At 56.2% G+C, this 24,836-nt stretch carries 23 protein-coding genes; 13 read left to right on the top strand and 10 right to left on the bottom strand.

Features of this window, described 5'->3' with window-relative positions; genetic code table 11:
- Positions 1–116 precede the first annotated feature (116 nt).
- Together HPC62_RS10130 and HPC62_RS10125 are read left to right on the top strand one after the other, a co-directional pair.
- Positions 117–626 (top strand): hypothetical protein, encoded by a 510-nt coding sequence (locus HPC62_RS10130; RefSeq protein WP_225906685.1) that lies wholly within the window; start codon positions 117–119, stop codon positions 624–626.
- 301 nt (positions 627–927) lie between these two features.
- Entirely contained in the window at positions 928–1,371 is a 444-nt protein-coding gene (locus HPC62_RS10125; protein ID WP_172355332.1) for a pentapeptide repeat-containing protein, read from the top strand.
- A gap of 107 nt (positions 1,372–1,478) precedes the next feature.
- Here HPC62_RS10125 and HPC62_RS23720 read toward each other — a convergent pair whose 3' ends face one another.
- The gene (locus HPC62_RS23720) at positions 1,479–1,907 is read right to left on the bottom strand and encodes a hypothetical protein (protein WP_228721744.1); all 429 of its coding nucleotides are present in this window, start codon (positions 1,905–1,907) and stop codon (positions 1,479–1,481) included.
- Between the two features lie 184 nt (positions 1,908–2,091).
- On the opposite strand from HPC62_RS23720, the gene dcd reads away from it, so the two are divergent.
- Both dcd and HPC62_RS10110 read left to right on the top strand, forming a co-directional pair.
- Entirely contained in the window at positions 2,092–2,673 is a 582-nt protein-coding gene (dcd, locus tag HPC62_RS10115; RefSeq protein WP_068508153.1) for a dCTP deaminase, read from the top strand.
- Positions 2,674–2,953: 280 nt separating this feature from the next.
- Complete coding sequence (locus HPC62_RS10110) at positions 2,954–3,613, top strand: PPC domain-containing protein (protein ID WP_172355330.1); 660 nt, start codon at positions 2,954–2,956, stop codon at positions 3,611–3,613.
- A gap of 123 nt (positions 3,614–3,736) precedes the next feature.
- Here the strand turns inward: HPC62_RS10110 and HPC62_RS10105 are convergent, their stop codons facing one another.
- Positions 3,737–4,684: an NAD-dependent epimerase/dehydratase family protein gene (locus HPC62_RS10105; RefSeq protein ID WP_172355328.1), complete on the bottom strand. Its 948-nt coding sequence runs from the start codon at positions 4,682–4,684 to the stop codon at positions 3,737–3,739.
- A 282-nt stretch (positions 4,685–4,966) separates the two neighbouring features.
- Positions 4,967–5,311, bottom strand: a complete 345-nt coding sequence (locus HPC62_RS10100; protein ID WP_172355326.1) for a hypothetical protein — start codon at positions 5,309–5,311, stop codon at positions 4,967–4,969.
- Between the two features lie 804 nt (positions 5,312–6,115).
- On the opposite strand from HPC62_RS10100, the gene typA reads away from it, so the two are divergent.
- Positions 6,116–7,906 (top strand): translational GTPase TypA, encoded by a 1,791-nt coding sequence (typA, locus tag HPC62_RS10095; protein WP_172355324.1) that lies wholly within the window; start codon positions 6,116–6,118, stop codon positions 7,904–7,906.
- Positions 7,907–8,004: 98 nt separating this feature from the next.
- Here typA and HPC62_RS10090 read toward each other — a convergent pair whose 3' ends face one another.
- From HPC62_RS10090 to HPC62_RS23950, 3 genes are all read right to left on the bottom strand, one after another.
- Complete coding sequence (locus HPC62_RS10090) at positions 8,005–8,529, bottom strand: YHS domain-containing (seleno)protein (RefSeq protein ID WP_172355322.1); 525 nt, start codon at positions 8,527–8,529, stop codon at positions 8,005–8,007.
- A 561-nt stretch (positions 8,530–9,090) separates the two neighbouring features.
- Positions 9,091–9,567, bottom strand: a complete 477-nt coding sequence (locus tag HPC62_RS10085) for a DUF2721 domain-containing protein (protein WP_172355320.1) — start codon at positions 9,565–9,567, stop codon at positions 9,091–9,093.
- A 264-nt stretch (positions 9,568–9,831) separates the two neighbouring features.
- Positions 9,832–10,617, bottom strand: a complete 786-nt coding sequence (locus tag HPC62_RS23950; RefSeq protein ID WP_172355318.1) for a redoxin domain-containing protein — start codon at positions 10,615–10,617, stop codon at positions 9,832–9,834.
- A 139-nt stretch (positions 10,618–10,756) separates the two neighbouring features.
- Between HPC62_RS23950 and HPC62_RS10075 the strand changes: the two genes are divergently transcribed.
- The gene (locus HPC62_RS10075; RefSeq protein ID WP_172355316.1) at positions 10,757–11,188 is read left to right on the top strand and encodes a GNAT family N-acetyltransferase; all 432 of its coding nucleotides are present in this window, start codon (positions 10,757–10,759) and stop codon (positions 11,186–11,188) included.
- Positions 11,189–11,261: 73 nt separating this feature from the next.
- On the opposite strand, the gene HPC62_RS10070 is transcribed toward HPC62_RS10075, so the two are convergent.
- A complete protein-coding gene (locus HPC62_RS10070) occupies positions 11,262–13,223 on the bottom strand; it encodes a DNA polymerase III subunit gamma/tau (RefSeq protein ID WP_172355314.1) in 1,962 nt (653 codons plus the stop codon).
- Between the two features lie 264 nt (positions 13,224–13,487).
- On the opposite strand from HPC62_RS10070, the gene tsaE reads away from it, so the two are divergent.
- From tsaE to psb35, 6 genes are all read left to right on the top strand, one after another.
- On the top strand, positions 13,488–13,961 hold the full coding sequence (tsaE, locus tag HPC62_RS10065) for a tRNA (adenosine(37)-N6)-threonylcarbamoyltransferase complex ATPase subunit type 1 TsaE (protein ID WP_172358884.1): 474 nt from the start codon (positions 13,488–13,490) through the stop codon (positions 13,959–13,961).
- A gap of 1,211 nt (positions 13,962–15,172) precedes the next feature.
- Positions 15,173–15,316 carry a hypothetical protein gene (locus tag HPC62_RS10060; RefSeq protein ID WP_172355312.1) on the top strand — a complete coding sequence of 48 codons (144 nt, stop codon included), beginning with the start codon at positions 15,173–15,175 and terminating at the stop codon, positions 15,314–15,316.
- Positions 15,317–15,491: 175 nt separating this feature from the next.
- Complete coding sequence (locus HPC62_RS10055; RefSeq protein ID WP_172355310.1) at positions 15,492–16,898, top strand: glycoside hydrolase 100 family protein; 1,407 nt, start codon at positions 15,492–15,494, stop codon at positions 16,896–16,898.
- A 56-nt stretch (positions 16,899–16,954) separates the two neighbouring features.
- Positions 16,955–17,428 (top strand): nitrate reductase associated protein, encoded by a 474-nt coding sequence (locus HPC62_RS10050; protein ID WP_172355308.1) that lies wholly within the window; start codon positions 16,955–16,957, stop codon positions 17,426–17,428.
- A gap of 541 nt (positions 17,429–17,969) precedes the next feature.
- On the top strand, positions 17,970–20,567 hold the full coding sequence (locus HPC62_RS10045) for a transglycosylase domain-containing protein (RefSeq protein ID WP_225910626.1): 2,598 nt from the start codon (positions 17,970–17,972) through the stop codon (positions 20,565–20,567).
- Positions 20,568–20,834: 267 nt separating this feature from the next.
- Entirely contained in the window at positions 20,835–21,023 is a 189-nt protein-coding gene (psb35, locus tag HPC62_RS10040; protein WP_172355306.1) for a photosystem II assembly protein Psb35, read from the top strand.
- A gap of 163 nt (positions 21,024–21,186) precedes the next feature.
- On the opposite strand, the gene HPC62_RS10035 is transcribed toward psb35, so the two are convergent.
- Both HPC62_RS10035 and HPC62_RS10030 read right to left on the bottom strand, forming a co-directional pair.
- Positions 21,187–21,924 carry a phycobilisome rod-core linker polypeptide gene (locus tag HPC62_RS10035; protein ID WP_172355304.1) on the bottom strand — a complete coding sequence of 246 codons (738 nt, stop codon included), beginning with the start codon at positions 21,922–21,924 and terminating at the stop codon, positions 21,187–21,189.
- Between the two features lie 31 nt (positions 21,925–21,955).
- Positions 21,956–22,429 (bottom strand): globin family protein, encoded by a 474-nt coding sequence (locus tag HPC62_RS10030; protein ID WP_172355302.1) that lies wholly within the window; start codon positions 22,427–22,429, stop codon positions 21,956–21,958.
- 320 nt (positions 22,430–22,749) lie between these two features.
- On the opposite strand from HPC62_RS10030, the gene HPC62_RS10025 reads away from it, so the two are divergent.
- The gene (locus HPC62_RS10025; RefSeq protein ID WP_205370107.1) at positions 22,750–23,655 is read left to right on the top strand and encodes a formylglycine-generating enzyme family protein; all 906 of its coding nucleotides are present in this window, start codon (positions 22,750–22,752) and stop codon (positions 23,653–23,655) included.
- 49 nt (positions 23,656–23,704) lie between these two features.
- Here the strand turns inward: HPC62_RS10025 and HPC62_RS10020 are convergent, their stop codons facing one another.
- Positions 23,705–24,616, bottom strand: a complete 912-nt coding sequence (locus HPC62_RS10020) for an alpha/beta fold hydrolase (RefSeq protein ID WP_172355300.1) — start codon at positions 24,614–24,616, stop codon at positions 23,705–23,707.
- Positions 24,617–24,836: the final 220 nt, after the last annotated feature.

Raw genomic sequence — 24,836 nt, 5'->3', positions numbered from 1 at the left:
GGGAAGTCAAGAATACTCGGCTTTGGTAGACTCAATCGGGCGCAAACTAACGTAACTTGGACATTACTTGACATCAGCAGGTTTTCCACAGATCTTCCACCGCTTTCCCAAAACCCATGACGCAACCCCCTGCCCCCCAAACTGCAATAGCCCCTCCTTCCCCAGATTCAGATGCACCCCCCTCGCCATCGCCAGGATTTCCGCTTCGGCGCTGGCTCAAAAAGCTGCGCGGCGGGCTGGTGTTTGGGATTGGCTATATGCTGTCGCCACTCTCCTGGTGGAATGATCTGGTGTTTAACCTGCCCGTGGCCTATGGGTTTGGGTATGTGGTCAGCCGCTTTGCGCCAGAGACACTAATCCCCTGCACCATCGCCGGATACTGGCTCTCCAACGTGCTGGGCATTTTGATGATGCAGTGGGGAGTGCTAGACGTGGTGCAAAATCAGCCCCAGCCGCGACATCTCAAACGAGAACTGCTGGCCAGCCTGGCAACTTCCACAGTCTATACCGTGGTGATTTTGGCGCTGGTGCAGTTCAACGTGCTGCAACTGCCGGAGCTAATTGCCGACGATGGCTCGATTAACCTGCGGCCGCTGATGAGCTGGTTGGATTCGGTGTGGAGTTAGCGAACACTTCGGGATTGCGGTCGGGATTGCGGGGACTGTCTTGCTGCGATCGCCGCTCTCGTGTGCGGCCCGCTGATGCAGACAAAGCTTATGCAGGCAAAGCTAGTGCAGGCAAAGTTTGTGCAGCCCGCTAGTGCTGTCCAATTGTGCGGTCAGCGCAGGGTTCTGCCTATTGAGAGAGCAAAACCCCCGATCGCATCATCCACCCGCATGAGGGCAGTTTCGGTTGCCAGTGACATCGTAGAAGTAGGGGTGTATTACTCGACTTTTACGTATTGTCTATCGTCTTGGGAGGTCACTGATGACCCGCAACAAGCGCAACCGTTGGCTGGCGATCGCCCTCGTCTCCACGCCATTGCTAATCGCAACCCCTGCACAGGCCGAAAACCCGGATCACGTCCTCCAACTGCTGTCTACCGGAGCCTGTGCCCGCTGCGACCTACAGGGGGCTGATTTGCAAGGGGCCCATCTCATTGGAGCCGACCTGCGCGGAGCCAATTTGCAGAGCGCAAACCTGCAAAGTGCCAATCTGGAAGGGGCGGATCTAGAAGGCGCAAACCTGACCTCGGCAAACCTGACGGATGCCTATGCCACCAACGCCAGCTTTATCAAGGCCAACCTGACCAACGCCAACCTGACCAACGCAACGGTTTTCCACGCCCAAACAACGGGGGCAACGCTGCGAGGCATTAACCTGGCGGGTGCGGAGACTGCGGGCAGCAATCTGAGCGTCGGCGGTGACTAAACCTCTGTTCTCGCAACAAAACGCAGCCCAGCGCCAAACGCGCTGAATCTAACGCGCTAAATCCAACGCGCTGAGCCAAACACGCTGCATCCTAAAATAACCCGAACCTATCGCCTTAGCACCGACGTAACAATCACCGTCAGCGTTGCTGAGGCGATTAGCGTAAAGGCAAGCTGCACAACCCACTGGGTTGCCCGCTGATAGTCATTGAAGCGATCGTTGAAGCGCTCTTGCTCGTTATCCAGTTTCGTAAAGCCCTTGGACAACTGTTCAACATCCGTTGAGAGCGTATCCACCCGCGTCGAAAGCGTATCCACCCGCGTCGAGAGCGTATCCACCCGCGTCGAGAGCGTATCGACCTGGGTAGACAGCGTATCCACCTGCGTCGAGAGCGTATCCACCCGATTGGTCAGCGAGTTGAACTGGGTTGACATCCCAATGACCCCGGTCGAGAGCTGCTCTAGCTGGGCTAAGACCTGCTGCTCAAAATTGCTGCTGTTTTCGGATTGGTCTGGATGATCTGGATTAGTCGTCATGCCACTATCCTACCAAGCTGTTCTGCCTAGTGAAGGTGCTTCGAGTCGTCTCAAGGTTCCAAAAACTCCCAAAAATATCCTGAAGCGAGAGTGGGTACGACGCTAGATGTGGGATGATCTTGATTTACTTACGCTACGGGTTGTTTTATCAGGAGTTATTCTCCAAAGGACTGGGCAAGTGACAATGATTAAGAACGACACCTGGATTAAAGAACAAGCCGCCGCTGGGATGATTAAACCCTTCGAGCCAAAACTCGTGCGATCGCTCGACGGGTTTCCGGTTATCTCCTACGGCCTCAGCAGCTTTGGCTATGACGTGCGGCTCTCGCCCGTTGAGTTTCGCATTTTCCGCCACGTGCCGGGCACGGTGGTCGATCCCAAGCATTTCAACCCCGCCAATCTAGAAAGTACCGAGCTACACGAAGACGAGTCTGGCCAATATTTCGTGCTGCCGGCCCACAGCTATGGGCTGGGCGTGGCGCTAGAGCGGCTGGAAGTGCCCGACTATATCACCGTTATCTGCATGGGCAAAAGCACCTACGCCCGCTGCGGCATCATCGCCAACATCACGCCTGCCGAAGCCTCCTGGCGCGGACACTTAACCTTAGAATTTTCCAATTCTTCCAGCGCCGACTGCCGCATCTATGCTAATGAAGGCGTGGTGCAGCTTCTCTTTTTGGAAGGGGAACCCTGTGCTGTGAGTTATGAGACGCGACAAGGGAAATATCAAGATCAGTCTGAGGTGGTGACGCTGGCGCGAGTATAGGTTCCTGCTCTGCTCGTCCTGCGTGTTGCTTTTTTAACCCTTTCTGCCAAGATTTGTCAGGAAATCCCACCGCCGGGGCTGAAGTCTATGAGAGTCAATATGCAAAGTCTATTGGCAAATTTGCAAGATCATTAACAAGGTCAGTCAAGAGACACGGCGTTTCAGGAATCAGGGCCATGCCTTTGCCATCGGTGTCTTGTATGTGTCTTGTAGATGCCTTGTACGTGGCTTGTAGATGATCGAGCAGTCAAGTAACCCAGTCGAGGATATTGTGAGAACCATGCTAAAACGATTTGAAAAAGCGAGTGTGGTGTTGGCAACGGTGTTGGTTTTGGGCGGTGGGTCTTGGGTGGCGACGACTCGCCCGGCCGCTGCACAGGTGCTATTTGAGGAGCGGGGCAGCTTGGCCCCAATGCAGAATGAATACACCTTTGCGGGCAAGGCCGGCGACACGGTGACGATCTCTATGACCAGCACCGACTTTGACACATTTTTGGTGTTGCAGTCGCCCTCAGGGCAAGAAATCGCTAGCAACGATGACTACGCCCGCAGCCTGAATTCAACAATTGTGATTACGCTGCCTTCTAACGGCACGTACAAGGTGCTGGCTCGCTCCTTTTCGGGGCAGGGCGGCAATTATCTGGTGACAGTGCGCCCCGCAACGCCCTATGACCGGGCCTATTCTCGCGCGACCGAGGTGTATCGGACAGGGGACATGAACGCAGCGCTAACTGCGTTTAACGAAGCGATTCGTCTGGATTCCAGTCGTCCCGAAGCCTACCTCGATCGTGCTGATGTGCATTATGTCCAAGGCAACCTGAACGGCACGCGGGCAGATTATCAGCGGGCGATCGCCCTCTATGAGCAGCAGGGCAACAGCGATATGGCTCAGATGCTCCGCGAACAGTTGACCTATCTGGACGAGGTTCCCCCGCAGTAGGAACTTGCCCAGTTCGATAGGGTTCCTTTCGATGGGTTTCCTAAGGTTTTGCGATGACTTCTCGTGGGCACAACTCGCGAGAAGTCATTCAACTGAACCAGCCCCGACTCAGTAACCCTGACCCTAATAAAGCGCCTGAATCCACTCCCACTCTCGCGCCAGCCCTTCTTTTAGAGAAACCTGGGGGGCGTAGCCAAGGAGTTGCTTTGCCTTGGACACGTCGGCGGCGGTGTGGCGGGCATCTCCGGCGGCGTTGCCAACGTGCTTGCGGCGCAATGGTTTTCCAGTGATTTGGTCGATGGTGTCTAGCACGTCCGTCAGCACGACTCGGCTCCCGCCGCCGATGTTGAAGGTTTCGCCGATAGCAGCCTCTACGCTGGCAGCAGCTAGATTAGCGGCGATCGCATCGCTGACAAAGGTAAAATCCCGCGTCTGCTGCCCGTCGCCATAGATTGAAATCTCGCGGTCTTCCAGCACCGCCTTAAAAAACTTGTGAAACGCCATATCGCTGCGCTGGCGCGGCCCGTAGACTGTGAAATAGCGCAAAATGCTGACGGGCACATTGAAATTTTGATAATAAAGCTGACACAGATGTTCGCCTGCCAGTTTGGTAATGCCGTAGGGCGAAACAGGCTGTGGACAGAGCGTTTCAGCCGTCGGCAGGGTTTCTGCATTGCCATAGATCGAAGACGACGAAGCAAATACCAGCCGCTTTAAGCTGGGAGCTTGCTTAGCGGCCTCTAGCAAAATCTGCGTGGCGTTGACATTGCGCTCGGTATACAGGCGGAAGCCCTCGCCCCAGCTTGCCCGCACGCCGGCCTGTGCCGCCTGATGAAACACCACATCCACGCCTTCAAGCAGCATGATCCAATTCAGCGTTTGGATGTCGGCTTCGATCAGGTGGAAGTTGGGGTTTTGCTCCGCCGTGGCGATGTTCTTGCGCTTGAGCGCCGGGTCATAGTAGTCGTTAAATTCGTCGATGCCAATCACGCGATCGCCCCGATTGAGCAGCGCCTCCGTCAAATGCGACCCAATGAACCCCGCCGCCCCCGTCACCACACACGTCGCCATACCTGTTGCCCACTCCTCTGGAATCGCCTGCTGTGCTAACCCTGCGCTGCCGTTTCAACGGGCGATGCGCTTTCCGGCAAATCCAGATTCTACACCCCAGCCAGAGGTCTGGAAAGGGCACAGTGTGACGGTTTTGCCGTGACGGTTTTGCCGTGATGGTTTTCCAGCGACGGTTTCACTGCAACGGTTTTCCAGCGGCGGTTTTCCTAGCGCAAATTTCCCAAACTCGCGGTCAGGCTTGTTTCAGACTTATTTCAGACTTATTTCAGACTTGTTTCAACCTTATTGGGGCGGACGGTTTAGCAGCGCCTCAAACTCTTGCTGCATCGCCTGCACGTCGGCAACCCTGGCCACCAGGACGTTTTCTCTGCCCGCATCTTCGAGCCGCTGCCGCCAGTGGCGCACCTGTTCGCCATTGTTCAGCCAAAAGTTCACCACGCTGTCTACCACAGCATCCAGGTTCCAGCCTCGCTTTCGGGGCACCGTTTCCACGGATTCCAGAAATGCATCCAGCGTGCAGCGATAGGCTCCCAGATACTCTGCGCCCCGATGGGCAGGGGTGCTGTGCTGATGGCTAAAAAACGACAGAATGGGCGAAATGCCCACCAGTTCAAACGAGTAGTTCATAGCTGACTCTTACCGCTGGTTTAATCTCAGTGCTGATTGGTGAGGCGCGTTGATAGGCGCGTTTTTCAAAAAGGTGACGCAAACCGTAGATTGCTGAAGGGCTAAGTAAATGGAGAAAAAAGTATCAGAGACAACCCCGTGAGCAGCTTCAGCAAGAAGCGCGATCGCCCAGTTGGTATGGGATGTAACTGTTTGAAACCCCCCGTAACAACATCTTAAGCATGGGATTTTAATGGCTCTATCTGAGAATCGGAAGGCCCTAGCCGAGCAAGTTCAAAAAACTTTGAAATTCAGCGCTTCGACCTGAAACGCCATTCGGCTGTGGCCCGCGAAAAAGGCGAACGTCCGGCGTGTTGGGGATATTTTGCGGGCCGCTTTTGGGGAACTGGTTGTGCCTTGGGTGAGATTGGGCAATCTCAGCACAGCGGGGCAAGCGGATTGGGTAACGAATAAGCTAGAATCATTACGGCTTCTTTACACGGAATCTGGTGCTTCGGCAAGAAAGAATTTCTTAAGAGGTAGGGGCTAGAGACTGGAGCTAAGAGGCTAGAGCTTGGAGGCTAGAGCTTGGAGGCTAGAGCTTGGAGGCTAGAGCTTGGAGGCGATCGCCCCTGGCACCGCGTCCAGAACTTTTCCAGCAGCGTTCACCAGGCTTCTGTACCGACGGTTCCCTATAAAGGATTCCACAAAGATTCCTAAATCCTGCCCGCTGCTCTTTGCTAAACCACCCAGAGAGTGCTGGCACTGCCAGGTTTCAACCCACCCTATTCACGCATTATTCACTTTCAACCGGGACTTCTCCTTATGACACTGCCGATTCGCAATGTTGCCATCATTGCCCACGTTGACCACGGCAAGACCACGCTGGTAGACGCGCTGCTGAAACAGTCCGGCACCTTTCGAGAAGGCGAAGAAGTCCCTGACTGCGTGATGGACTCCAACGCCCTGGAGCGTGAGCGCGGCATCACCATCCTGGCGAAAAACACCGCTGTCCGCTACAAAGACACGCTGATCAACATTGTGGACACGCCTGGCCACGCTGACTTTGGGGGCGAGGTGGAGCGAGTGCTGGGCATGGTCGATGGCTGCGTGCTGATTGTAGACGCGAACGAAGGCCCGATGCCCCAAACCCGCTTTGTGCTGAAAAAGGCGCTAGAAAAGGGGCTACGTCCGGTGGTCGTGGTGAACAAAATCGACCGTCCCCAGGCAGATCCCTTCGGGGCGATCGACAAAGTGCTGGATCTCTTCCTGGAACTGGGCGCAGACGACGACCAGTGCGAGTTTCCCTATCTGTTTGCGTCGGGCCTGAGCGGCTTTGCCAAGAAGGATCTGGACGACGACAGCACTGATATGAAGCCCTTGTTTGAGGCAATTTTGGAGCATGTGCCCGCGCCCGTTGGCGACCCGGCTAAGCCGCTCCAGCTTCAGGTAACGACGCTCGACTACTCCGAGTATCTCGGTCGTATCGTTATTGGCCGCATCCACAACGGCACGATTCAGGCGGGGCAGCAGGCTGCGCTGGTGACGGAAACGGGGGCGGTGGTCAAGGCAAAAATCAGCAAGCTGCTGGGCTTTGAGGGGCTGAAGCGGGTAGAGCTAGAAAGTGCCACGGCGGGCAATATTGTCGCAGTGGCGGGCTTTGCCGATGCCAACATTGGCGAAACCATCACCGACCCCGAAAATCCCCAGGCGCTGCCGCTGATCAAAGTCGATGAACCGACGCTGCAAATGACCTTCTGGGTCAACGATTCTCCCTTTGCGGGCAAGGAAGGCAAGCTGGTTACGTCTCGCCAAGTGCGCGATCGCCTCATGCGCGAGCTAGAAACCAACGTCGCCCTGCGCGTCGAAGAAACCGACTCGCCCGACAAGTTTGCTGTGTCGGGTCGGGGTGAAATGCACTTGGGCATTTTGATCGAAACAATGCGCCGCGAAGGCTACGAGTTTCAGGTGTCTCAGCCGCAGGTCATCTATCGAGAAGTAAACGGGCAACCCTGCGAGCCGTTTGAACTGCTGGTGCTGGACGTGCCGGAAGAGAGCGTCGGCGGCTGCATCGAGCGGCTGGGTCAGCGGCGTGGCGAAATGCAGGATATGCGCGTCGGCGGCAACGGCCGCACGCAGTTGGAGTTCGTGATTCCGGCACGGGGGCTGATCGGCTTCCGGGGCGAGTTTATGCGGCTGACTCGCGGCGAAGGCATCATGAGCCACAGCTTTTTGGACTATCGCCCCCTGTCGGGTGAGGTGGAAACCCGTCGAAACGGCGTGCTGATTTCCTTTGAAGAGGGCGTGGCCACCTTCTACGCCATGAAAAATGCCGAAGACCGGGGTGTGTTCTTTATCACGCCAGGGACAAAGGTCTACAAAGGAATGATCATCGGCGAACACAATCGCCCCCAAGACCTGGAGCTAAACGTCTGCAAGACCAAGCAGTTGACCAACCACCGAGCATCGGGCGGCGACGAACTCGTGCAGCTTCAGGCCCCGGTGGAAATGAGCCTGGAGCGGGCGCTGGAATACATCGGCCCGGATGAACTGTTGGAGGTTACGCCAGAGTCGATTCGCCTGCGTAAGATGGTGAAAAAACTGGCAAAACGTTAGGATTCTCTGGAATTCTCGACCTCTTCCTTCGGAAACATAGCCAAAAGCGGGGTGAATTAGATTTCAACTCACCCCGCTTTTGTTTTTACCTGTCGAGATTACCGCTTGAGTGTCTCGTTGTCCAAAATCCCCGGCCAGTTGGCGTTGGCTTGAATGATCTTCGTCTCGGTGTCTTGCTGCCACTCCCGTTGGGCATCGGCGCTGTAGTTTAGATACAGCTTGCCGCCTCGCACTTCCCATGCTGTTGGAATTGTAGTTGCCAAGACACCACCTGCCGCAGCTTTGGCGCAATAGCCGCCGTATTGCGGGGCATATTGTCTAGGATTTTGAGCAAACAGGTCGCGGTTGGCGGCGCTAGAAAATAGCCACGTTGTGCCGTTCCATTGCAAGGAATAGGCGGTGCTGCCTTCGACTACGGCGCTTTGGGTGAAATAGGCAACAACGTCTTGACCATCCAACGCGACACCATTTTCGGTGTAGACGGCGGGATGGCGAGTCGCAGCGACTTGGGCGATCGCCTCAGGTTGCACCACATCAGCCACTACCGACCGATTCAGTTGATGTCCTAGGCTCACAACTGTAAGACCAGCGATCGCGAGAATTGCTAGATGCTTAGATTTCATGAATTCAACTATCCTTGAATAGATTGCAGAGTCGGGAACCAATGTGTTCTGGATGAACGTTAGAGATCTTGAATCAGAAGTGTTGAATCTTGATGGTAAAACTTTACAAAAAGCACTCTCAAGAGGCGGATTATTGAGAATGGAAGCAATAAGTAGGTCATTACAGGCAGAATTATAGATCTTTTGTACTGGATTCAGCTATGAACTTGCCCTGCTAACATTGCGTTCAACACTTCTGATCTTGAATCATTAAGTAATCGGTTTTCAGGGCGCTACATTAAGAGCTAATTTATGAAGCAAATCTTGAGAAGCCTGAAACTCCTGGCATGTGTGGCTTTGAGGTCATGTTTGCCCAGGAAAAGCGGTTTCTCGGAAATCCTTGATTAACAAGGCTTTCAGGCTCCTTTACAAATTAGCTCTAAGTTCATAAACCGTTTCAAACTCAAGGTCAGCGTAGCGGGCTGATTCTGGTATTAAGTGAGAGTTTGCTGAGAACCGTATAAAGAACAAGTAAGAAAGTATTTCCAAATCTGAAAGTGCTTTTAGGACTCCTGAAAATGCTCATCTTTCGAGTGAGGAAATGCGTCCAATCTCATAGCAAACGGCTCGATGGGATAGGCGGACTTCTCGAATAATTAAAAATACTCCTAGAACCAAGGTTCCGGTTCCCAAGAGAAATAATCCTAGCGTTAGAGTGGCGATCGCCGCTGCATTAGACGCAACCGCAAGGGCGATCGCTAACATGCTGATCAGAAATATTAAAACAGCGCTGTAAATAACAATCACCGTTTTTTGCAAAAGACGATGGTGCTGCGTCAGCAGGGGAATTTGGCGATCGATTTCCTGGAGTCGTTCGGCATAGAAATAGTCCTCTTTGGAACGCAGCAAATTGAGGCGCTCTAAGGCGAGCGATCGCATTGACTGACTAATGGCGGAGTAGCGCATCAACACAGCATTTTGAATCAGCGCACAGGCAGTGACTAAAACCACGGGGGCAATGATCAATTGAATGGTTTGGGCAACCTGCTGGGCGTTCATTTCAACCCCTCTAGTCCACTACTTTAAGCGAGAGAAATTATGCAGAATCACTCTCTTTTTGCACATTTCGAGCCGTGTCGCCAAAGCGGCCTTTGATTAACTCAAACCTGGTTGCCTGACACAAGTCCCGAAAGCCCAGAAAATTCGTTGTCTTGGGATCGAAGCGCATAGCTCCTGAGTTGGAGCCGGAGGGCTTGGTCAGAGGAGCTTTTGGGCCAGCGTCCCCTACGAGAAATCGGGGGTTTCCAGAGATGTGTCAGGCAGTCAGAACTCAAACTGCACCGCTGTTCCTGCCGTCAGGGTGCGATACCCTTCGCCAGGAATGGCTGTGAAGTTAAAAAACATGTCTTGTTCCCCGTCTTCCCTGGCGATCATGCCATTGCCCGATCGCAGGTCAAACCAGCGCACCACGCCACGCAACACGGGCAGCCCACTTTCTCCCAGGGTCGGCGTTCCGTTTGCCCAGGTCTGCTGCGGAATGCGAATCTGCTTTACCTCTGGCGCATCGTAGGCTTCGTAGGCATAGTCTACGCGGGTCTGCATGATGGCGCGGAGATCTTGCCGCAGTTTCTCTAGCGTGGGCCGTCCCACAAAAAACCAGCCATTGTAGAGGCTGTGAATCGTCAGGTCGGGACGCAGCACGAAGGTATAGGGCTGTGGACGGTAGGCATATTCGCCTTCGGTTTCGTCCAAAATATTGATTTGCCGCAAGAGCGATCGCCCTTTGTCGCAGAGAAACGGCCACTGCGCCCCCAGCCCTGCCCGAAACGCCGCCTGCACAATGGGCGGATCAACCGACACTGTGGCTAGCTTGCAATAATTCACTGCCAATTCGCTTTGAAACTGTACCAGTTGCGGAAGCTGCTGGCGATCGCGCGGGCAAAAAAAACCCCGATAGAACACCAAAATCAGCGGATAGCCGTCCGCAAAGCCCAGGTAGTGATCGACCAGCGCAGGCTGCGTCAGGCTAGAGAGGGTAATCGGTTCGCCGTTTTGGTTGGGCAGGGTTACGTCGGGAAAGCGATCGCCCACGGTTAGGGTGGTGGTCATGGCTGCGGCCCACGGCAGAGGGAACCTTCATGCTGACATGCCGCTCCAGCCCTAGAATGAGGAAATCCTGAGCGTTTTTCCTAAAGCTCAAAAGCCTGCCGGGAACAGCGCTATACCGATCGAAAACTGCTTCAGAAATATGCCCAACATTGCGATCGCCACCTCTGAGCTTGACCTGTTGCGCTGTTTTCCCGTGCTGTTAGAACTGCGGCCGCATTTAGTCGAAGCTGAATTTGTAGCGCAGGTACGGCGACAGGCACAGCACGGCTTTCGGATCGGCTATCTGAGCGAAGAGGATGCCGTAAAAGCCGTTGCCGGATTCCGCCTGACGGAATCGCTGTTTGCCGGGCCGTTTCTCTATGTGGATGACCTGATCACCACCGAGTCGGCCCGCTCCAAAGGCTATGGGGAGGCGCTGTTTGGCTGGCTGGTAGACTATGCCCGCGCCCACGGCTGCCGCTCGATAGAGCTAGATTCGGGGGTACAGCGGTTTGCAGCCCATCGGTTTTACTTGCGCCAGCGGATGGCGATCGCCGCTCACCATTTTTCTCTGCCGCTGACCCAGCGTTAACCTAGCGTTAACCCAGCGCTACCAAAGTCAGCCCATTGCCGAAGCAACGGGCGATCGCCCGCCCCAAAACCTGCTAAAACGGCACATCCTCCTCCTCTTCTGCGGCATCTGCGTCTCCAGAATCGGTGTTTGCGTTGGGCAACTCTCCGTCTAGATTGACCAATTGCCCATTAAACATCTGTGCCAGGCTCTTGGCCGCCCGCAGCACCTCGTCCTCGGCTTCCCAAGCTGGAATGGGTGGCGGCAGGGGTGAAATTTCGGGAAAGGGGTGGGATGGGGCGATCGCCGGAGTGGCGCGATCGGGTTCGGCAGCAGCGGGCGGCGGAGCAATTGGAGCAGTTGGGGCAGTTGGCGATTGCGGTGGCGCGGCTGGCACGGGTGGCACACTAGCAGGCGCTTTAGCAGGCGCACTGGCAGACCCACTGGCGGGCGCACCTGCAGAATTGGACGCTGCCATAGCCTCACCACCTGCGGCCACCTCCAGCGTCACGCGGATGGCTTCGTTCTGAAGCTTGGCAAAGGCTGCTTCGATATTGGGCAGCTTGCTCTTGGCCATGTTGAACAAAGGCTGCGAGTTCACGCCGATTCGCGCCGTCTGCCCGTCAAACCCCAGCAGGCGACACTGCTGCCGCAGCAGGATCGCAGTCGAAGGAGGGTGCATCAGGCTGAGAACGTCTTGCCAGATTTGGGCCAGGGCGACGGGTGGAGAAGCAGGAGGATTAGAGGGTTGGGGAGGTGGAGCGGGGAGATCCGCGGGTGAGGACGGGGCGGGCGCGGGGGCAGGCGGGGGAGCAGCGGCCGCGGGCGAAACGGCTGTCGGGGCTGGGCTGGGGGCGATCGCGGCAGGCGCAGGCACGGGTGTGGGAGGAGTCGGCGCGGGGGCAGGTGCGGGGGCAGGCGCAGCGATGACCTTGGGCACTATGCTTCCCGCCGACGGCAGCGACACCGCCGACGGCAGCAGTCCCATCAGCGCGACTTCAAGCCACAGGCGCGGCTGGCTGCTCTGGCGCAGGCGCGGCTCGTTTTCCTGCAAGCGCTGCTGCCCCTGTTGCAGCATCTCGATGGGCAGCGATGCGACAAACTCGCACATTTCTGCCCAGGTGTTGGGCGTGATGGCAACCAGGTCGCTGCGGCTGGGCGCGGTTTTGGCAATCAGCAGGTCGCGGTAGAAACTGGTCAGGTTTTGCAGCACGACAAGCGGTTCCCGTCCCCGATCCATTAGGCGGCGGGCGCTGTCGAGGACGGGGGCGGGCTGGTCAGCGGCGATCGCCCTCACCAGATCCAGCAAATCCCGCTCTGGCACAGCACCGACCAGATCCCACACTTTTTCCGTGGAGATTTCGCCCTCTAGCAGGCTGAGCTGGTCGAGTAAGCTCTCCGCATCGCGCAGCCCGCCCTGGGAGATTTGCGCCACCAGATGCAGCGCCTCTGGCGTGATGGGGATAGACTCGGCGCGGGCGATCGCCCCCAGATGCGTCACCATTGCCTCCAGCGGAATACGGCGAAAGTCAAACCGCTGGCAGCGCGAAATAATCGTCGGCAGCACCCGCTGTGGGTCGGTCGTCGCCAACACAAACACCACATGGGGCGGCGGCTCCTCCAGCGTCTTCAGCAGAGCATTAAACGCCGCATTGCTGAGCATATGACATTCATCGACAACATACACCTTGTAGCGACACTGGACTGGGGCAAACTGGGCCCGCTCAATCAGTTCACGAATGTTGTCTACGCCTGTATTGCTGGCGGCATCGATTTCGATCACGTCTAGCGCAGTGCCCTGAGCCACCATGCGGCAGACCTCACACTGACCGCAGGGCTTTTCGGTGGGCTGCCCGGCTTGCAGGCAGTTCAGCGATTTTGCCAAAATCCGGGCGCTGGAGGTTTTGCCTGTGCCGCGTGCCCCAGTGAACAGGTACGCCGGGGCGATCTTTTGCTGACGCAGGGCGTTGGTCAGCGTGGCGGCGATCGCCTCCTGGCCCACCAGTTCCGAAAAGGTCTGGGGACGATATTTGTGGTGCAGCGGTTCGTAGGTCACGGCGGCAAGGGGTGAACGCTCTTACTATTCTAAGGAGTCTGATCTAAACAGTCTGAGTTCTGAACAGTCTGAGTTCTAAACAGTCTGAGTTCTAGAGCCGCCGCAAGGCGGAGAATCCATGTTGACCTGTACCTCGCATAATGGGTTGCAGGCGCTAGCAAATCCTGAAGTTCCTAATATTTCTTGCCGTAATATTTCTTGCCGTAATATTTCCTGCTGTATTTATAGCCGCTGCGGTTCACCATGTCTGCTCAACTGTTGCCTTTGACCCTCGACCTGCCCGATGCTGCCGCTACCCAGCGCTTGGGAGAGCTTTTGGGGCGATCGCTCCCAGCGGGTAGCATTTTGCTGTTGGAAGGCGACCTCGGCGCAGGCAAAACCACGCTCGTCCAGGGCATTGGGCTTGGTTTAGGCATTTCAGACCCCATCGTCAGCCCCACGTTTACCCTCGTGAACGAATATACCGAGGGGCGCATCCCGCTCTATCACATGGATCTGTATCGACTGGAGCCAGCGGAAACAGAAGCGCTGTATCTAGACCAGTATTGGGCGGGGCAAGATTTGCCACTAGGCATTGTTGCCATTGAATGGGCCGAGCGCCTGATTGCTGTGCCTACGCCAAGTCTCCATCTGGCGCTCCAGACCTCGGCCTCCGCCAAACGGCGGGCCCGCCTCACTTCTGCTGGAGAATTTAACTGGGCGGCCTACCTGGGAAATCTACCAGCGCAATTTGCTTGAGCCATACGTCCAGACTCCATGACAGATGGATAAAGCTTTTATAGAAGGTTCCAGTTTTGTATTGGTTTTGTGACCTTAGCGCTTCATTCAGTCAAAAGGGCTACTAAAATATTACTTTAGATATATCGGAATTTTGCGTAGGGCTTTTCTCAGGGAAAACCCTACGATGCACTTCGCCTGATGATTCCTAGTTTGCCCTTTTGGGGATGACGAGTTCGATATATCCGCCGTTTGGCCGATGTCTATCGGGTTCTCAAAGGGGGAAATGGGGAATGGGTGGAGTGATTCACTAAGCCTGTGCGCCAACGGAGTCTGTGTGGGCATCTGAATGGCGGTCTGAACTGGCGCTATGTGTGAGTTTCAGCCTGTCCATCTTGACGCTGGCATACTTCTAGACCACGGTTTCGGGTGCATCTCTCGGCTCCTAAGAAAACTTACTTATGCTATCTCTGTAAAGTTGACGCTAAGATCGCCGCAAAAGAGCGATTGCAGTGTTCGAGTTTGCCAGGTCAGTAGCGTTGGTTCAGTATGGGGTCAAGCTTTGGCAATAACCTGCCAGGGTTAGCCCTTTGCTGAAGGTGGGTTTGATAGCAGTGCAAGGCATATTGCGCGATCGCCCAGTGTCCAGAAGCAGACTTCGAAGAATTCTCTGAATTCTCTCAAGGCTGTTTCTGTCAACGGAGAGTTGGGTAGCAATGAGCCGCGTCACGCTTTCAGACCAAAAATCTTGAAGCCCTTTACCAATTGCTAGGGCACGTTAAACGCTGTAGAGTTGCTGACTGAGGCAACCGCCTTCAAGCTAAATCGAATGGTCGTTTTTGTAGATCCACTGCGCGGCTACAGAATCGTCCTTTGTTATAGGCTTTTCGGCACTGCTGAAATCTGAGGCCAGCTTCTTTCCTGGCGGAACACGTTTTTAGGGGCGCACATTTCTAATGGGGATGTGTTCCTTTTCACAAGGGCGTGCTTCCGTAGGTTTATGTTTTCGTAAGCACGTTTTCCCAAACGTGTTTTCGCAAACATCTAACATTCGCCTGTCGCTCCTGGAAATCTCGTTGCTTTTATAGCGCTCCAAAGCCAAAGGGTTGTTTGTTTACAGTTTACAAGCGCCCCGGCAGCTTGCTGTTTCTGAACTTTTGGATCACCGGGTCTGTCTGCTTGGGACAGGAGTTGGGCGAGATTCGAGTTCGGAGGGTCAGGCAAGACTGCTTTTGCTGAATGCTTTGGGGGCGATCGCCCGGAAATGGGCCACGCCTCACTGCATCTGGCTAGGCACGTCGGGGGATGCTTTTGGTGATCAAATTCCTGTGGAATGGAAAAAGCGCCTCAATCCCCTCAACCCTGCCCACATTTAGAGCCTGTAGAAGAGCCGGTAGAACCTGAGGAACTGAGGTTCAGGGCGCGTCCTCCGCGCTTCCGGGACTGGTCTTGGCTCTGCATCTTTTTCAGTTAACTGGCTAGTTAATGATCTGCATCGTTTACTGAGTTCACCCTTCTAAATCCTTGTTTAAGCCACTTACAGGTTAGGCAATGAAGACTACGACAAATCTTGTAACAGAAGCCTGGCAACTCCTGGAGCGGTCGATTGTGTATTACGGCGATCGCCCCGTCGGCACCGTAGCAGCTTGTGACCCCAGCGTCGAAGCCCTGAACTACGATCAGTGCTTCGTGCGGGATTTTGTGTCCTCAGCGCTAGTGTTTCTCACCCACGGCCGCCCCGAAATTGTCCGAAACTTTTTGGTGGAGACTCTGGCACTCCAGAGCGGCGAGAAGCAGATGGACTACTTCTACGCTGGCCGGGGATTGATGCCCGCCAGTTTCAAAGTTGTCAGTGCCGAAGGCAAGCAATACCTGGTGGCAGATTTCGGTGAACACGCCATTGGCCGCGTCACGCCTGTCGATTCCTGCCTCTGGTGGATTATTCTGCTGCGGGCCTATGTCAAGGCAACGGGCGACCTGGATCTGGCCCACCAGCCAGAGTTTCAGCAGGGCATCCTGTGGATTCTCAAGCTCTGCATGGCCGATCGCTTCGACATGTATCCCACCATGCTTGTCCCCGACGGTGCGTTCATGATCGACCGCCGCATGGGCGTAGATGGGCATCCGCTAGAAATCCAAACCCTGTTCTATGCGGCGCTGATGTCGGCCCGGGAACTGCTGGCTCCGGGCCCGCGCAACGATATCCACATCCAGATCATCAACCAGCGCCTCAGCATTTTGAACTACCATATGCGCCAGTATTACTGGCTGGATGCGCGGCGGTTGAACACGATCTATCGCTACCACGGCGAAGAATTTGGCGAGGGCGCAGTCAACAAGTTCAATATCTATCCCGATTCAATTCCTGAATGGACATTTGACTGGATGCCCGATGAAGGCGGCTACCTGGCGGGCAACCTGGGCCCAGCCCGGCTAGACTTTCGCTTTTTTGCCTTGGGCAACCTGATGGCCGTCGTATCGTCGCTGACCAATGCCGAAGAGTCGCAGCAGGTGATGAACCTGATCGAGCAGCGCTGGGATGACCTGGTGGGGCAGATGCCCATGAAGATTTGCTATCCCGCCGTCGTGGATCAAGAGTGGAAAATTCTAACGGGCTGCGACCCGAAGAATGTGCCCTGGTCGTATCACAATGGCGGCAGTTGGCCGATGCTGCTGTGGCTGATGGCGGCGGCCTGCCAAAAAACGGGACGGACGGATCTGTGTCGCCGAGCCATGGCTATTGCCGAACGCCGCCTCAGTGAAGACGAGTGGCCAGAATACTATGACGGCAAGGCCGGACGCTACGTGGGCAAGGCCTCACGTAAGTATCAGACCTGGACGATTGCAGGCTATCTGCTGGCGCAAGATTTTCTGGACAACCCCAGCCATCTTGATCTAATCTGCTTTGACGAAGATCCGCAGTTTTTCGACTGGATGTATCGTCTGCAAGAGTTCTAGCCGGCCCCAAGGCGGCGGCTTTATGCAGCTACAGACCTGACAAGGGGGCTATACGGTTGAGCCAGGTTTTCCAATTTGAGCAGGATTTTGCCGATTCGCTGCGGTGCGTGCCCATGCGCGTCCGTTATAACCTCGACACTTGTGGGATAAAGCTGAAGCTGACCCATTGGCACGCGCTGCCTTGGGGCGATCGCCAACTGCTGCTCGACTTGCCCTGCCAAAGCGAGGCAGACATCGCCGCCTATCGCCAGCGAGTGTATGACCTGGTGGCTGCCCAAGGGGGCGATCGCCCAGCCGATTTGCCCCTCGATCCGCAGCCCGCCTGGCTCAATGCACACCAAATTCCCGACTCGGTGCAGCAGCAGGGGCAGCGCGTGGGTGTGTGCCTCACTACTGAACAGTGGAGCCGCCTCGATCCGCTCCAGCGATTTGCGTTGATCAAGCTTAGCCAGTCTAGCCATGAACATCAAAATTTTCTGCCTGCGCTGCGAGAATTTGGCGTGCTACAGAGTGCTGGGTCAGAGGCGTAGCGGTTGATTGAGGGCGATCGCTGGGCAAAGACTGGGGCGATCGCTGGGGCAAGTACTGGGACGAGTTTCTTGTAAATCCACTGTTGCATAACTGTCACAAAGGTTCATAGAACCCGATTTTTAGGTTAAGCTTTTGTTTGATTCATTTCTTTGGTTCGATAGATTGAAGTTGTTCTATTGCTGATAGCAAAGCAATAGCCAGTTTTCCAAGCTTGACTGCGCCCTACGGGCTAGTTTTTATCGTTAATCGATAGATCTGGACTTATGGGTCATCTCAGGCGCGATCGCAGACGGTTGGCGCTTATGTAGGTAACAATGTCATAGCAGCGTCATAGCAGTTCGCAATGTTATAGCAGTTCATAGCAGCAGGTTACGGCGTTGGGGTATAGCGGTGGCGGGGGCAACAATCTCAGGATTTGTGGTTTTGCAAATCTTCCGGGTCTGATCCAGCGCCACGATTGCAACTAGAGCAGTTCGATGAGTCCAAATCGGTCTTTTCTAACTTCGCTCTGTCTGTGCGGTTTCAGTGGGGAGAGTTAGCGTGACAGGTTTCTTTGATCGAGTTCAGGGCTGGGTCAAGCCAGAGGGCGACGCGCTACACAGCGGCAAGGACGACCGTCTGGCTCAAACCTCAAGCGGCTTGGGTGTCCCGTTTGCAGACGACACTTCGACGCAGGACACGCCAGCCGATCTGCCTGTAGAAGCTTCCACTCAGGCTCCTGTGGATGTGGCAGTGCCCGTTTCTCCGCCCCAGCCCGACCCGGCACTGGTGGAATGGTCAAAACCCAACCCCGATCTGGAGCCGCCTAAGCGATCGCCCCGTCGGTTCTATCAGGCCTGGTATGCCTGGGTGGTGATGGCTGCCCTGGCGGGTGCGGGCGGTTTTGGCATGGCGGCCATCGATACGGTGCGCCAGATCCAGAGCGAGCTACCCGACCCGGAAGACGCGCTGACCTATACCCGCGATGGCTCGATGACCATCAAGGCGGCAGACGGCACGGTGCTGCAACAGCTTGGGCCCGCAACGCGAGAAGCGCTCTCACTCGACCAGATCCCAGACACGATGATAAACGCCTTCATCGCTGCTGAGGACAAAAAGTTTTATGAACACAGTGGCGTGGACTATCGGGCGATCGCCCGGGCAGCCTTGGCAAACCTGTCGGCCGGCGAAGTGGTCGAAGGGGCTAGCACCATCACCCAGCAGGTGACGCGGATCGTCTTTCTGGGGCAGGAGCGCACCCTCGACCGCAAGCTGCGGGAGGCGCTGATGGCGCACAAAATGGAAAATGAGCTAACCAAGGATCAAATCCTGGAGCGCTACCTGAACTTGGTCTATCTGGGGTCAGGCGCGTATGGCGTGGGCGATGCCGCCTGGATTTATTTCAGCAAGCCGATTGGCGAGCTTTCTTTGTCTGAAACGGCCATGATTGCTGGGCTGGCCCCCGCCCCTAGCGAATACTCGCCGCTGGTGAACCCAGATCTGGCCCGCAGCCGCCGCGATATTGTTCTGGAGCGAATGTATGAGTCCGGATTCATCACCGCCGCAGAACTGGCGGAGGCAAAAGCAGCAGAAATTGAGCTAGCGCCCAGCCAGCCCCGTAACCTCATCAGCCAAACGCCCCACTTTACCTCCTACATCCTCCAGCAAGAACTGCCTCAGCGCGTTAGCCCGGAGGTGTTGGAAGTGGGCGGATTGACCATCGAGACGACGCTGAATCCCAGGTGGCAAGCTATTGCTCAGGAAACGGTCGCCAAAGCCGTCGAGCGCTATGGACGATGGGAGCGGTTTTCTGAAGCGGCTTTGGTGTCTATCGACCCCCGCACAGGCGAAATCAAGGCGCTGGTGGGCGGAAAGGATTTGATCGCGGGTCAGTTTAACCGGGCAACTCAGGCGCAGCGCCAGCCCGGATCGACCTTCAAGGCTTTTGTGTATACAGCGGCGATCGCCGCTGGATTCTCTCCGTACAAAAACTATCTAGACTCTAAGTTGGTTGTCGATGGTTATGAAGTCAAAAACTACAGCGAGAGACATGCGGGCGACGTATCTATGCGGGATGCGCTAGCCCGCTCAATCAATGTGGTTGCAGTCAAGGTAATGCTGGATGTAGGCTTCAACCCGGTGATAGAAACCGCCAAACGCATGGGCATTCAGTCTAAGCTGATTCCTGCCTACTCGCTGGCACTGGGCACGCTGGAGGTCAACCTGCTGGAACTCACCAGCGCCTACGGCACTCTCGCTGCTCAAGGGAAGCACATCGAGCCACACGGCATCACGCGCATCATCGACCGCTTTGGCAACGTGATTTATGAGGCAAACTTCACGCCAGAGCAGGCTGTAGATACCGACAGCGCCAATATCATGACCTGGATGCTGCGGGGCGTGGTGAATGGTGGCACAGGCGGCAACGCTGCATTGCAGGGTAGGCCCGTCGCTGGCAAAACGGGAACCACCGATGCTAAGCGCGACCTCTGGTTCATCGGCTATATTCCTCAACTGGTGACGGGGGTATGGCTGGGAAATGACAACAACCGCCCGACGGCAGGAGCCAGCAGCACGGCCGCCCTCGTATGGCGCAACTATATGGCGCAGGCAACCGAGGGAATGCCGGTCGAGTCGTTCCCGCAGCCCAACCTGCGCGGCGATCGCAAAGGTTCCATCAAGGCAGAGCGAATTCGCCCCCGGAGAATGTTCGTTGGCCCGACAACTGGAGGCGACGCGGAGGGAGAATCTTCTGGTTCTGGCAGCCGCTCTCGCCGTCGATCCGAGGAAGCAGCACCCGCGCGATCGCCCAGTTCTCCTGCGGCTCGCGAAGCCTCCCCAGATACTCGTTCCGAGCCTCGCAAGATTCGCAATAGTGACCCTGTGCAGGCAGCCCCATCGTCCCCTGAAGAGCCACCTGCTCGTCCACAGCCTCCAGCACCCCCTGTCGAGCCAGAGCCGCGTCCCGCAGAGCCGCGTCCTGAACCCGTGCGGGTCGAGCGTCCCCAACCAGAACCCGTGGAAGCTCGTCCAGCGCCGCCGCCACCGCCGCCACCGCCTGAGCGTCCTGCCCCGCCCCCTCGCCTGGAGCGGCCTCGCTCCGAGCCTGCGGCCCCAGCCCCGGCCCCGGCAGAAGCGCCCCCTCCTGCAACAGAGTAATTCCTGAAGGAACCTACACCTTGCAGCTAGTTGCGGCAAAGCACCCGATGCGGCTGTTCACAGGGCTGTTCCCGATCGGCCCTTGCCCAAAAATATTGGTGTGAGGGGTCGATTCTACGGAATGATGATTTTAGGAATAGGACTGACGCAGTTGGACGATTTCTTGCGGGCTGCGCCTGCGAGAAATCGTCCAAAACCCAGAAGACTTATTGCAAGTGCGTAAGTCCTGAGGAATCTGAAATTCTGAAATATTTGGAGCTTAGGGTTATGGTTCTGTTGATGGATGTAGCCGCAGGCGGCGGTTTTCCAGTTTGGTTTACGGCGGTCTACGTGGTGGGGTTTATTGCGGCCGTCACCATCGGCTCGATCGCCTGGTATAACTCGAAGCGGCCGCCGGGTTGGGAAGCCAAGGAGCGTCCAGACATCGTTCCGAAGATCGACGAAGACCCCAAGTAGACGCGGAAAAAGTAAGGAGTTGCTTAGTAAGGATTGCTTAGAAGGATTGCTGAGTTCAATCGGCAATCCGATAAAAAGTCCGATAAAAAATGGGATACAACGGCATTACCGCTATACCCCACTGCATAGTAGCTGCTCTAGGGAAAGGCTGAAGGGCCAGATCTCAACTCAGGATTGCCCGCTGGAGGGCTTTTCTTTGCTGCGGCGAGAGAGAAGCAACCAGTTCCCGAACCGTAGCCGTGTCTAGTTCCTGATTGTCTCCTCTAAGCAGCGCCAAGAAGGAGTCTGGCAAATGGTCGGCAATTCCTGGGAGCGGCGGCTCTAGGGCTTCGTCGGCCTCTGGGTGGCGGCATACGCCTGTGTCGCAGTTCAGCCCTAGCTCGTGCCAGATCAGGGTTGGCACGGCGTTGCCCCGTCGCCCTGCGTATTCCTGGTTTAGCACATGGGTTTCCAGGTAGGCTTTGGGCGATTCGTAGCACGACTGGGCGCGGGCATGGGGAATCGTGAACCCACCAAACGCCTTGCGATATTCTTCTGAGTCGAGCAGGGTCGAAATTAGCCCTGCTGCGCCCTGTCGGGCCAGAACGTTGCCATAGTGCTGCATTTCTTCATGGTTGAGGAGTGCCCGCCCCAAGAAATGCTTCAGACAGCGCTCTATAAATTTGTAGTTAGACGTATTGAAGTAAAAGGCGTTGAGATATACCTCGGACTGTCCCAGTTCGCGCAGAAACCGCCGTACCCCGATCCGGTTGGCCAGAAAGTCTTTTTCCAACCGTCCTAAAATTCGCCGCTCATAGCTGTAGGGCTGGCGTTCGAGGACTTGCCGATAGATTTGCTGGAGGGCGGCTTCGCGCTCGGTCTGAGAGGAATTGGGATGAATCGAAATGGGTGTGTGTTGCATATCGACCTCTGGAATGACCGCTAGACGTAGGCTAGGCGTGGGATTGTAGCGCTAGAACAACGCTATCCAAATACGGAGAAATGAGTGTGTTGGCGGCGGGCGAGAGGTTGGCGGCGATCGCCTCCTGGAGATAGCGATAGGCCGTGGCGCAGTGGCTATGGCGCTTGTGGGCCATCAGGATGGTGTCGAGCCAAGACATCATCTGCTCTTTGAAAAATGTCTCGTCATCTCGCAGCACCGAGAGGGCAATGTAGCGAACGACTTCGGTCATGTCATATAAACAGCGCTGTCCATGCTGCTGGATTAGCTCTGGATGCACCTGCGCCAGCTTCTTGAGCGCCTGGTGAATCATTGGCGTGCTGCGATCGCGCAATTGCTGATATGCATCTAGCCGGGTCTGATAGGTTTGCACGTAGGCACTCAGGATTTGCAGTCCTTGCTGATCCAGATAAGCGCCATCAGCGTTTCGCAAACTTCGGTCTAGGGTGTGGCTAAGGGTGAGCATAGGACAAAGACCATGCGATGGAGACGAGTGGGAAAAGGCGGATGGCGATCGCCCTGCACCCTCTCAACCGCTGCGGCGCTGAGCAACTTGCCATCCTTAGGATCAGATTGCCCACTCCGCAAAATAGCCCCCCATAAAGATGTATTTCTTAATACATCCTGGGGCGGGTTCAACGGTTTGGGGGCGGGATTGCTCTGGAAATCTGAATGCGGGTCTGGTTTGCCAATGCGCGGCTGGGAGAGCCGGAGAGCGGTTCGATCGTGCCGTATTTCGATCGCGCCGTATGATGAGGGGTGTAAAGCAATTAACCCCAGTCATCGATGTTCAATCAGAGTACACCGGAACTAACGCCGGTGGAGTTTGAAGTGCTAACCCTATTGCCGACGGGCGAAGTGGGCGATCGCCGCATGGGTCGAGCCAAGCTCTGGAAAGAATCTCTGGCTGCGGGCGTAGCGTTGGAGATGGTGATCTTGCCAGGAGGCCCGTTTACGATGGGCGCACCTAGAGAAGAGGAGGGCTGGCATCCCTCGCAAGGACCCCAGCGATCGGTTACGCTGCGGCCTTTTTCCTTGAGCAAGTATCCTGTGACACAGGCCCAATGGCGAGCAGTGGCGGCGCTGCCCGTGGTGGGGCGATCGCTCGACCCAGACCCCGCCCATTTCAAAGGCGATCACCATCCGGTGGAGCAGGTGTCGTGGCTGGAGGCGGTGGAATTTTGCGATCGCCTCACCGCGCACACGGGCCGTCCCTACCGCTTGCCCAGCGAGGCCGAGTGGGAATACGCCTGTCGCGGCGGCACAGAGACCCCCTTTCACGTCGGCGAAACCCTGACCACCGACCTGGCAAATTACTCCGGGGTGGACTGGGAGTATCAGGGGCGACTGTGCAACCGGGGCAGCTACGGGCGGGGCCCCCAGGGCGAAGACCGCCGCGAGACCGTGCCTGTGGGCTATTTTGCCCATGCCAATGCCTTTGGACTCTGCGACCTGCATGGCAATGTGCGTGAGTGGTGTCAGGATACCTGGCATGACACCTACGCCGATGCGCCGACAGACGGAACCGCGTGGGAAACAGGCGGCGACCCCAAACGGCGCATACTGCGAGGCGGCTCCTGGAACGTGGGGCCCCGCAGTTGTCGGTCTGCTTTTCGGTCGCGGGCTGAGGGCGATTGCGGCCTGTATGACATTGGCTTTCGGGTCGCCTGCGGCTGGGACGGATTTGCTTGAGGTTTTCCTGAGGTTTTCCTGAGCTTCTACATCCCGGCAAGTCGCAAGCCTACGCGGGATACGGCTGCCGCAAAAAGTTGAGCAGTTCGCGGTTGACTGTCTGGGGCACTTCCTGCTGAATCCAGTGGCCACAGTCGGCGATGCGAGTCAGGCGCAGCGGTGCTTTGACCAGCGCATCCAGGTTTTCCAAAAGAGATTGGCCCAGGAAATGGTCATCTTCGCCCCAGAGGACGAGGGTGGGCACGGTGACGGGCAGGGGCGATCGCCCCCATTCGCGCATCAGCCGTCGGGGCGACAGCAGTTGTCGATAGTAATTGATCGCTGCCGTCAGCACGCCTGGTTTCTCTAGCGCCGCCTGATAAATGTCCATATCTCGACGGCTAAAGGCTCCCTTGCGGATGCAGAATTCCTGCATAGCCGTCGTCACAAAGTTTCGCAGGTTTTGGCGAATTAGCCATTCCGGCAGCCCCGGCACCTGAAACGCCAGCATATACCAACTCCGCCGCAGTTGGTCGAGATTGCTCGACATCTCCTGCATCAAACGGTGGGGATGGGGCGCGTTTAGAATCGCCAGCCGATGCAGCCGCTGGGGAACGGTCTGCGCCAAGTGCCAGGCGATCGCCCCGCCCCAGTCGTGCCCAACGATATGCGCCTTCAGATAGCCCAGGTTCTCAATAATGCCCTGGATGTCGGCGCTGAGGGTATCCAGGTCGTAGCCCGCGCTGGGCTTGTCGGAATCGTTGTAGCCGCGCAGATCCGGCACGACGACTTTGAAATGTTTTGCCAGCGCTGGAATTTGGTGCCGCCAGGAATACCAGAACTCAGGAAACCCGTGCAGCAAGACTACCAGTTCGCCCTCTCCCTGCGTCACGCAGTGCAGACGGATGCGGTTTGTTTCAATAAAGCAGTGCTGCCAGCCATTGGTTTCGGGCGATCGCGGAGAGGAAAAATCGAGGGTCATGGAACGCTGCGTAGCGGAGATTACAAAAAGTACCTATTTTTTTAATTTTATGTCTGGAGGCGGAGGATGGGCCGACCGTGAATTTTCCCAGCCCTTCTTTAAGATTGGCAAACCTCTAAAAAGCGTTCCGTTTTGACGGGTTATTGCTACATTGAATAGCTATTGAATAGTCATTCCGCAGCCATTCCGAGTAGCCATCACGGCGGGGCTTGCTGTGCTA

The sequence above is a fragment of the Thermoleptolyngbya sichuanensis A183 genome, from assembly GCF_013177315.1.
In the GTDB taxonomy this organism is placed as follows: domain Bacteria; phylum Cyanobacteriota; class Cyanobacteriia; order Elainellales; family Elainellaceae; genus Thermoleptolyngbya; species Thermoleptolyngbya sichuanensis.
The sequence above is the reverse complement of the archived record's forward strand: the minus strand, read 5'-3'. Positions and strand labels throughout refer to the sequence as shown.

Bases quoted from the DNA above. Each gene is read 5' to 3' on its own strand.
- HPC62_RS10130 (WP_225906685.1), top strand. From the start codon at position 117: ATGACGCAACCCCCTGCCCCCCAAACTGCAATAGCCCCTCCTTCCCCA.
- HPC62_RS10125 (WP_172355332.1), top strand. From the start codon at position 928: ATGACCCGCAACAAGCGCAACCGTTGGCTGGCGATCGCCCTCGTCTCC.
- HPC62_RS23720 (WP_228721744.1), bottom strand. From the start codon at position 1,907: ATGACGACTAATCCAGATCATCCAGACCAATCCGAAAACAGCAGCAAT.
- dcd (WP_068508153.1), top strand. From the start codon at position 2,092: ATGATTAAGAACGACACCTGGATTAAAGAACAAGCCGCCGCTGGGATG.
- HPC62_RS10110 (WP_172355330.1), top strand. From the start codon at position 2,954: ATGCTAAAACGATTTGAAAAAGCGAGTGTGGTGTTGGCAACGGTGTTG.
- HPC62_RS10105 (WP_172355328.1), bottom strand. From the start codon at position 4,684: ATGGCGACGTGTGTGGTGACGGGGGCGGCGGGGTTCATTGGGTCGCAT.
- HPC62_RS10100 (WP_172355326.1), bottom strand. From the start codon at position 5,311: ATGAACTACTCGTTTGAACTGGTGGGCATTTCGCCCATTCTGTCGTTT.
- typA (WP_172355324.1), top strand. From the start codon at position 6,116: ATGACACTGCCGATTCGCAATGTTGCCATCATTGCCCACGTTGACCAC.
- HPC62_RS10090 (WP_172355322.1), bottom strand. From the start codon at position 8,529: ATGAAATCTAAGCATCTAGCAATTCTCGCGATCGCTGGTCTTACAGTT.
- HPC62_RS10085 (WP_172355320.1), bottom strand. From the start codon at position 9,567: ATGAACGCCCAGCAGGTTGCCCAAACCATTCAATTGATCATTGCCCCC.
- HPC62_RS23950 (WP_172355318.1), bottom strand. From the start codon at position 10,617: ATGACCACCACCCTAACCGTGGGCGATCGCTTTCCCGACGTAACCCTG.
- HPC62_RS10075 (WP_172355316.1), top strand. From the start codon at position 10,757: ATGCCCAACATTGCGATCGCCACCTCTGAGCTTGACCTGTTGCGCTGT.
- HPC62_RS10055 (WP_172355310.1), top strand. From the start codon at position 15,492: ATGAAGACTACGACAAATCTTGTAACAGAAGCCTGGCAACTCCTGGAG.
- psb35 (WP_172355306.1), top strand. From the start codon at position 20,835: ATGGTTCTGTTGATGGATGTAGCCGCAGGCGGCGGTTTTCCAGTTTGG.
- HPC62_RS10035 (WP_172355304.1), bottom strand. From the start codon at position 21,924: ATGCAACACACACCCATTTCGATTCATCCCAATTCCTCTCAGACCGAG.
- HPC62_RS10030 (WP_172355302.1), bottom strand. From the start codon at position 22,429: ATGCTCACCCTTAGCCACACCCTAGACCGAAGTTTGCGAAACGCTGAT.
- HPC62_RS10025 (WP_205370107.1), top strand. From the start codon at position 22,750: ATGTTCAATCAGAGTACACCGGAACTAACGCCGGTGGAGTTTGAAGTG.
- HPC62_RS10020 (WP_172355300.1), bottom strand. From the start codon at position 24,616: ATGACCCTCGATTTTTCCTCTCCGCGATCGCCCGAAACCAATGGCTGG.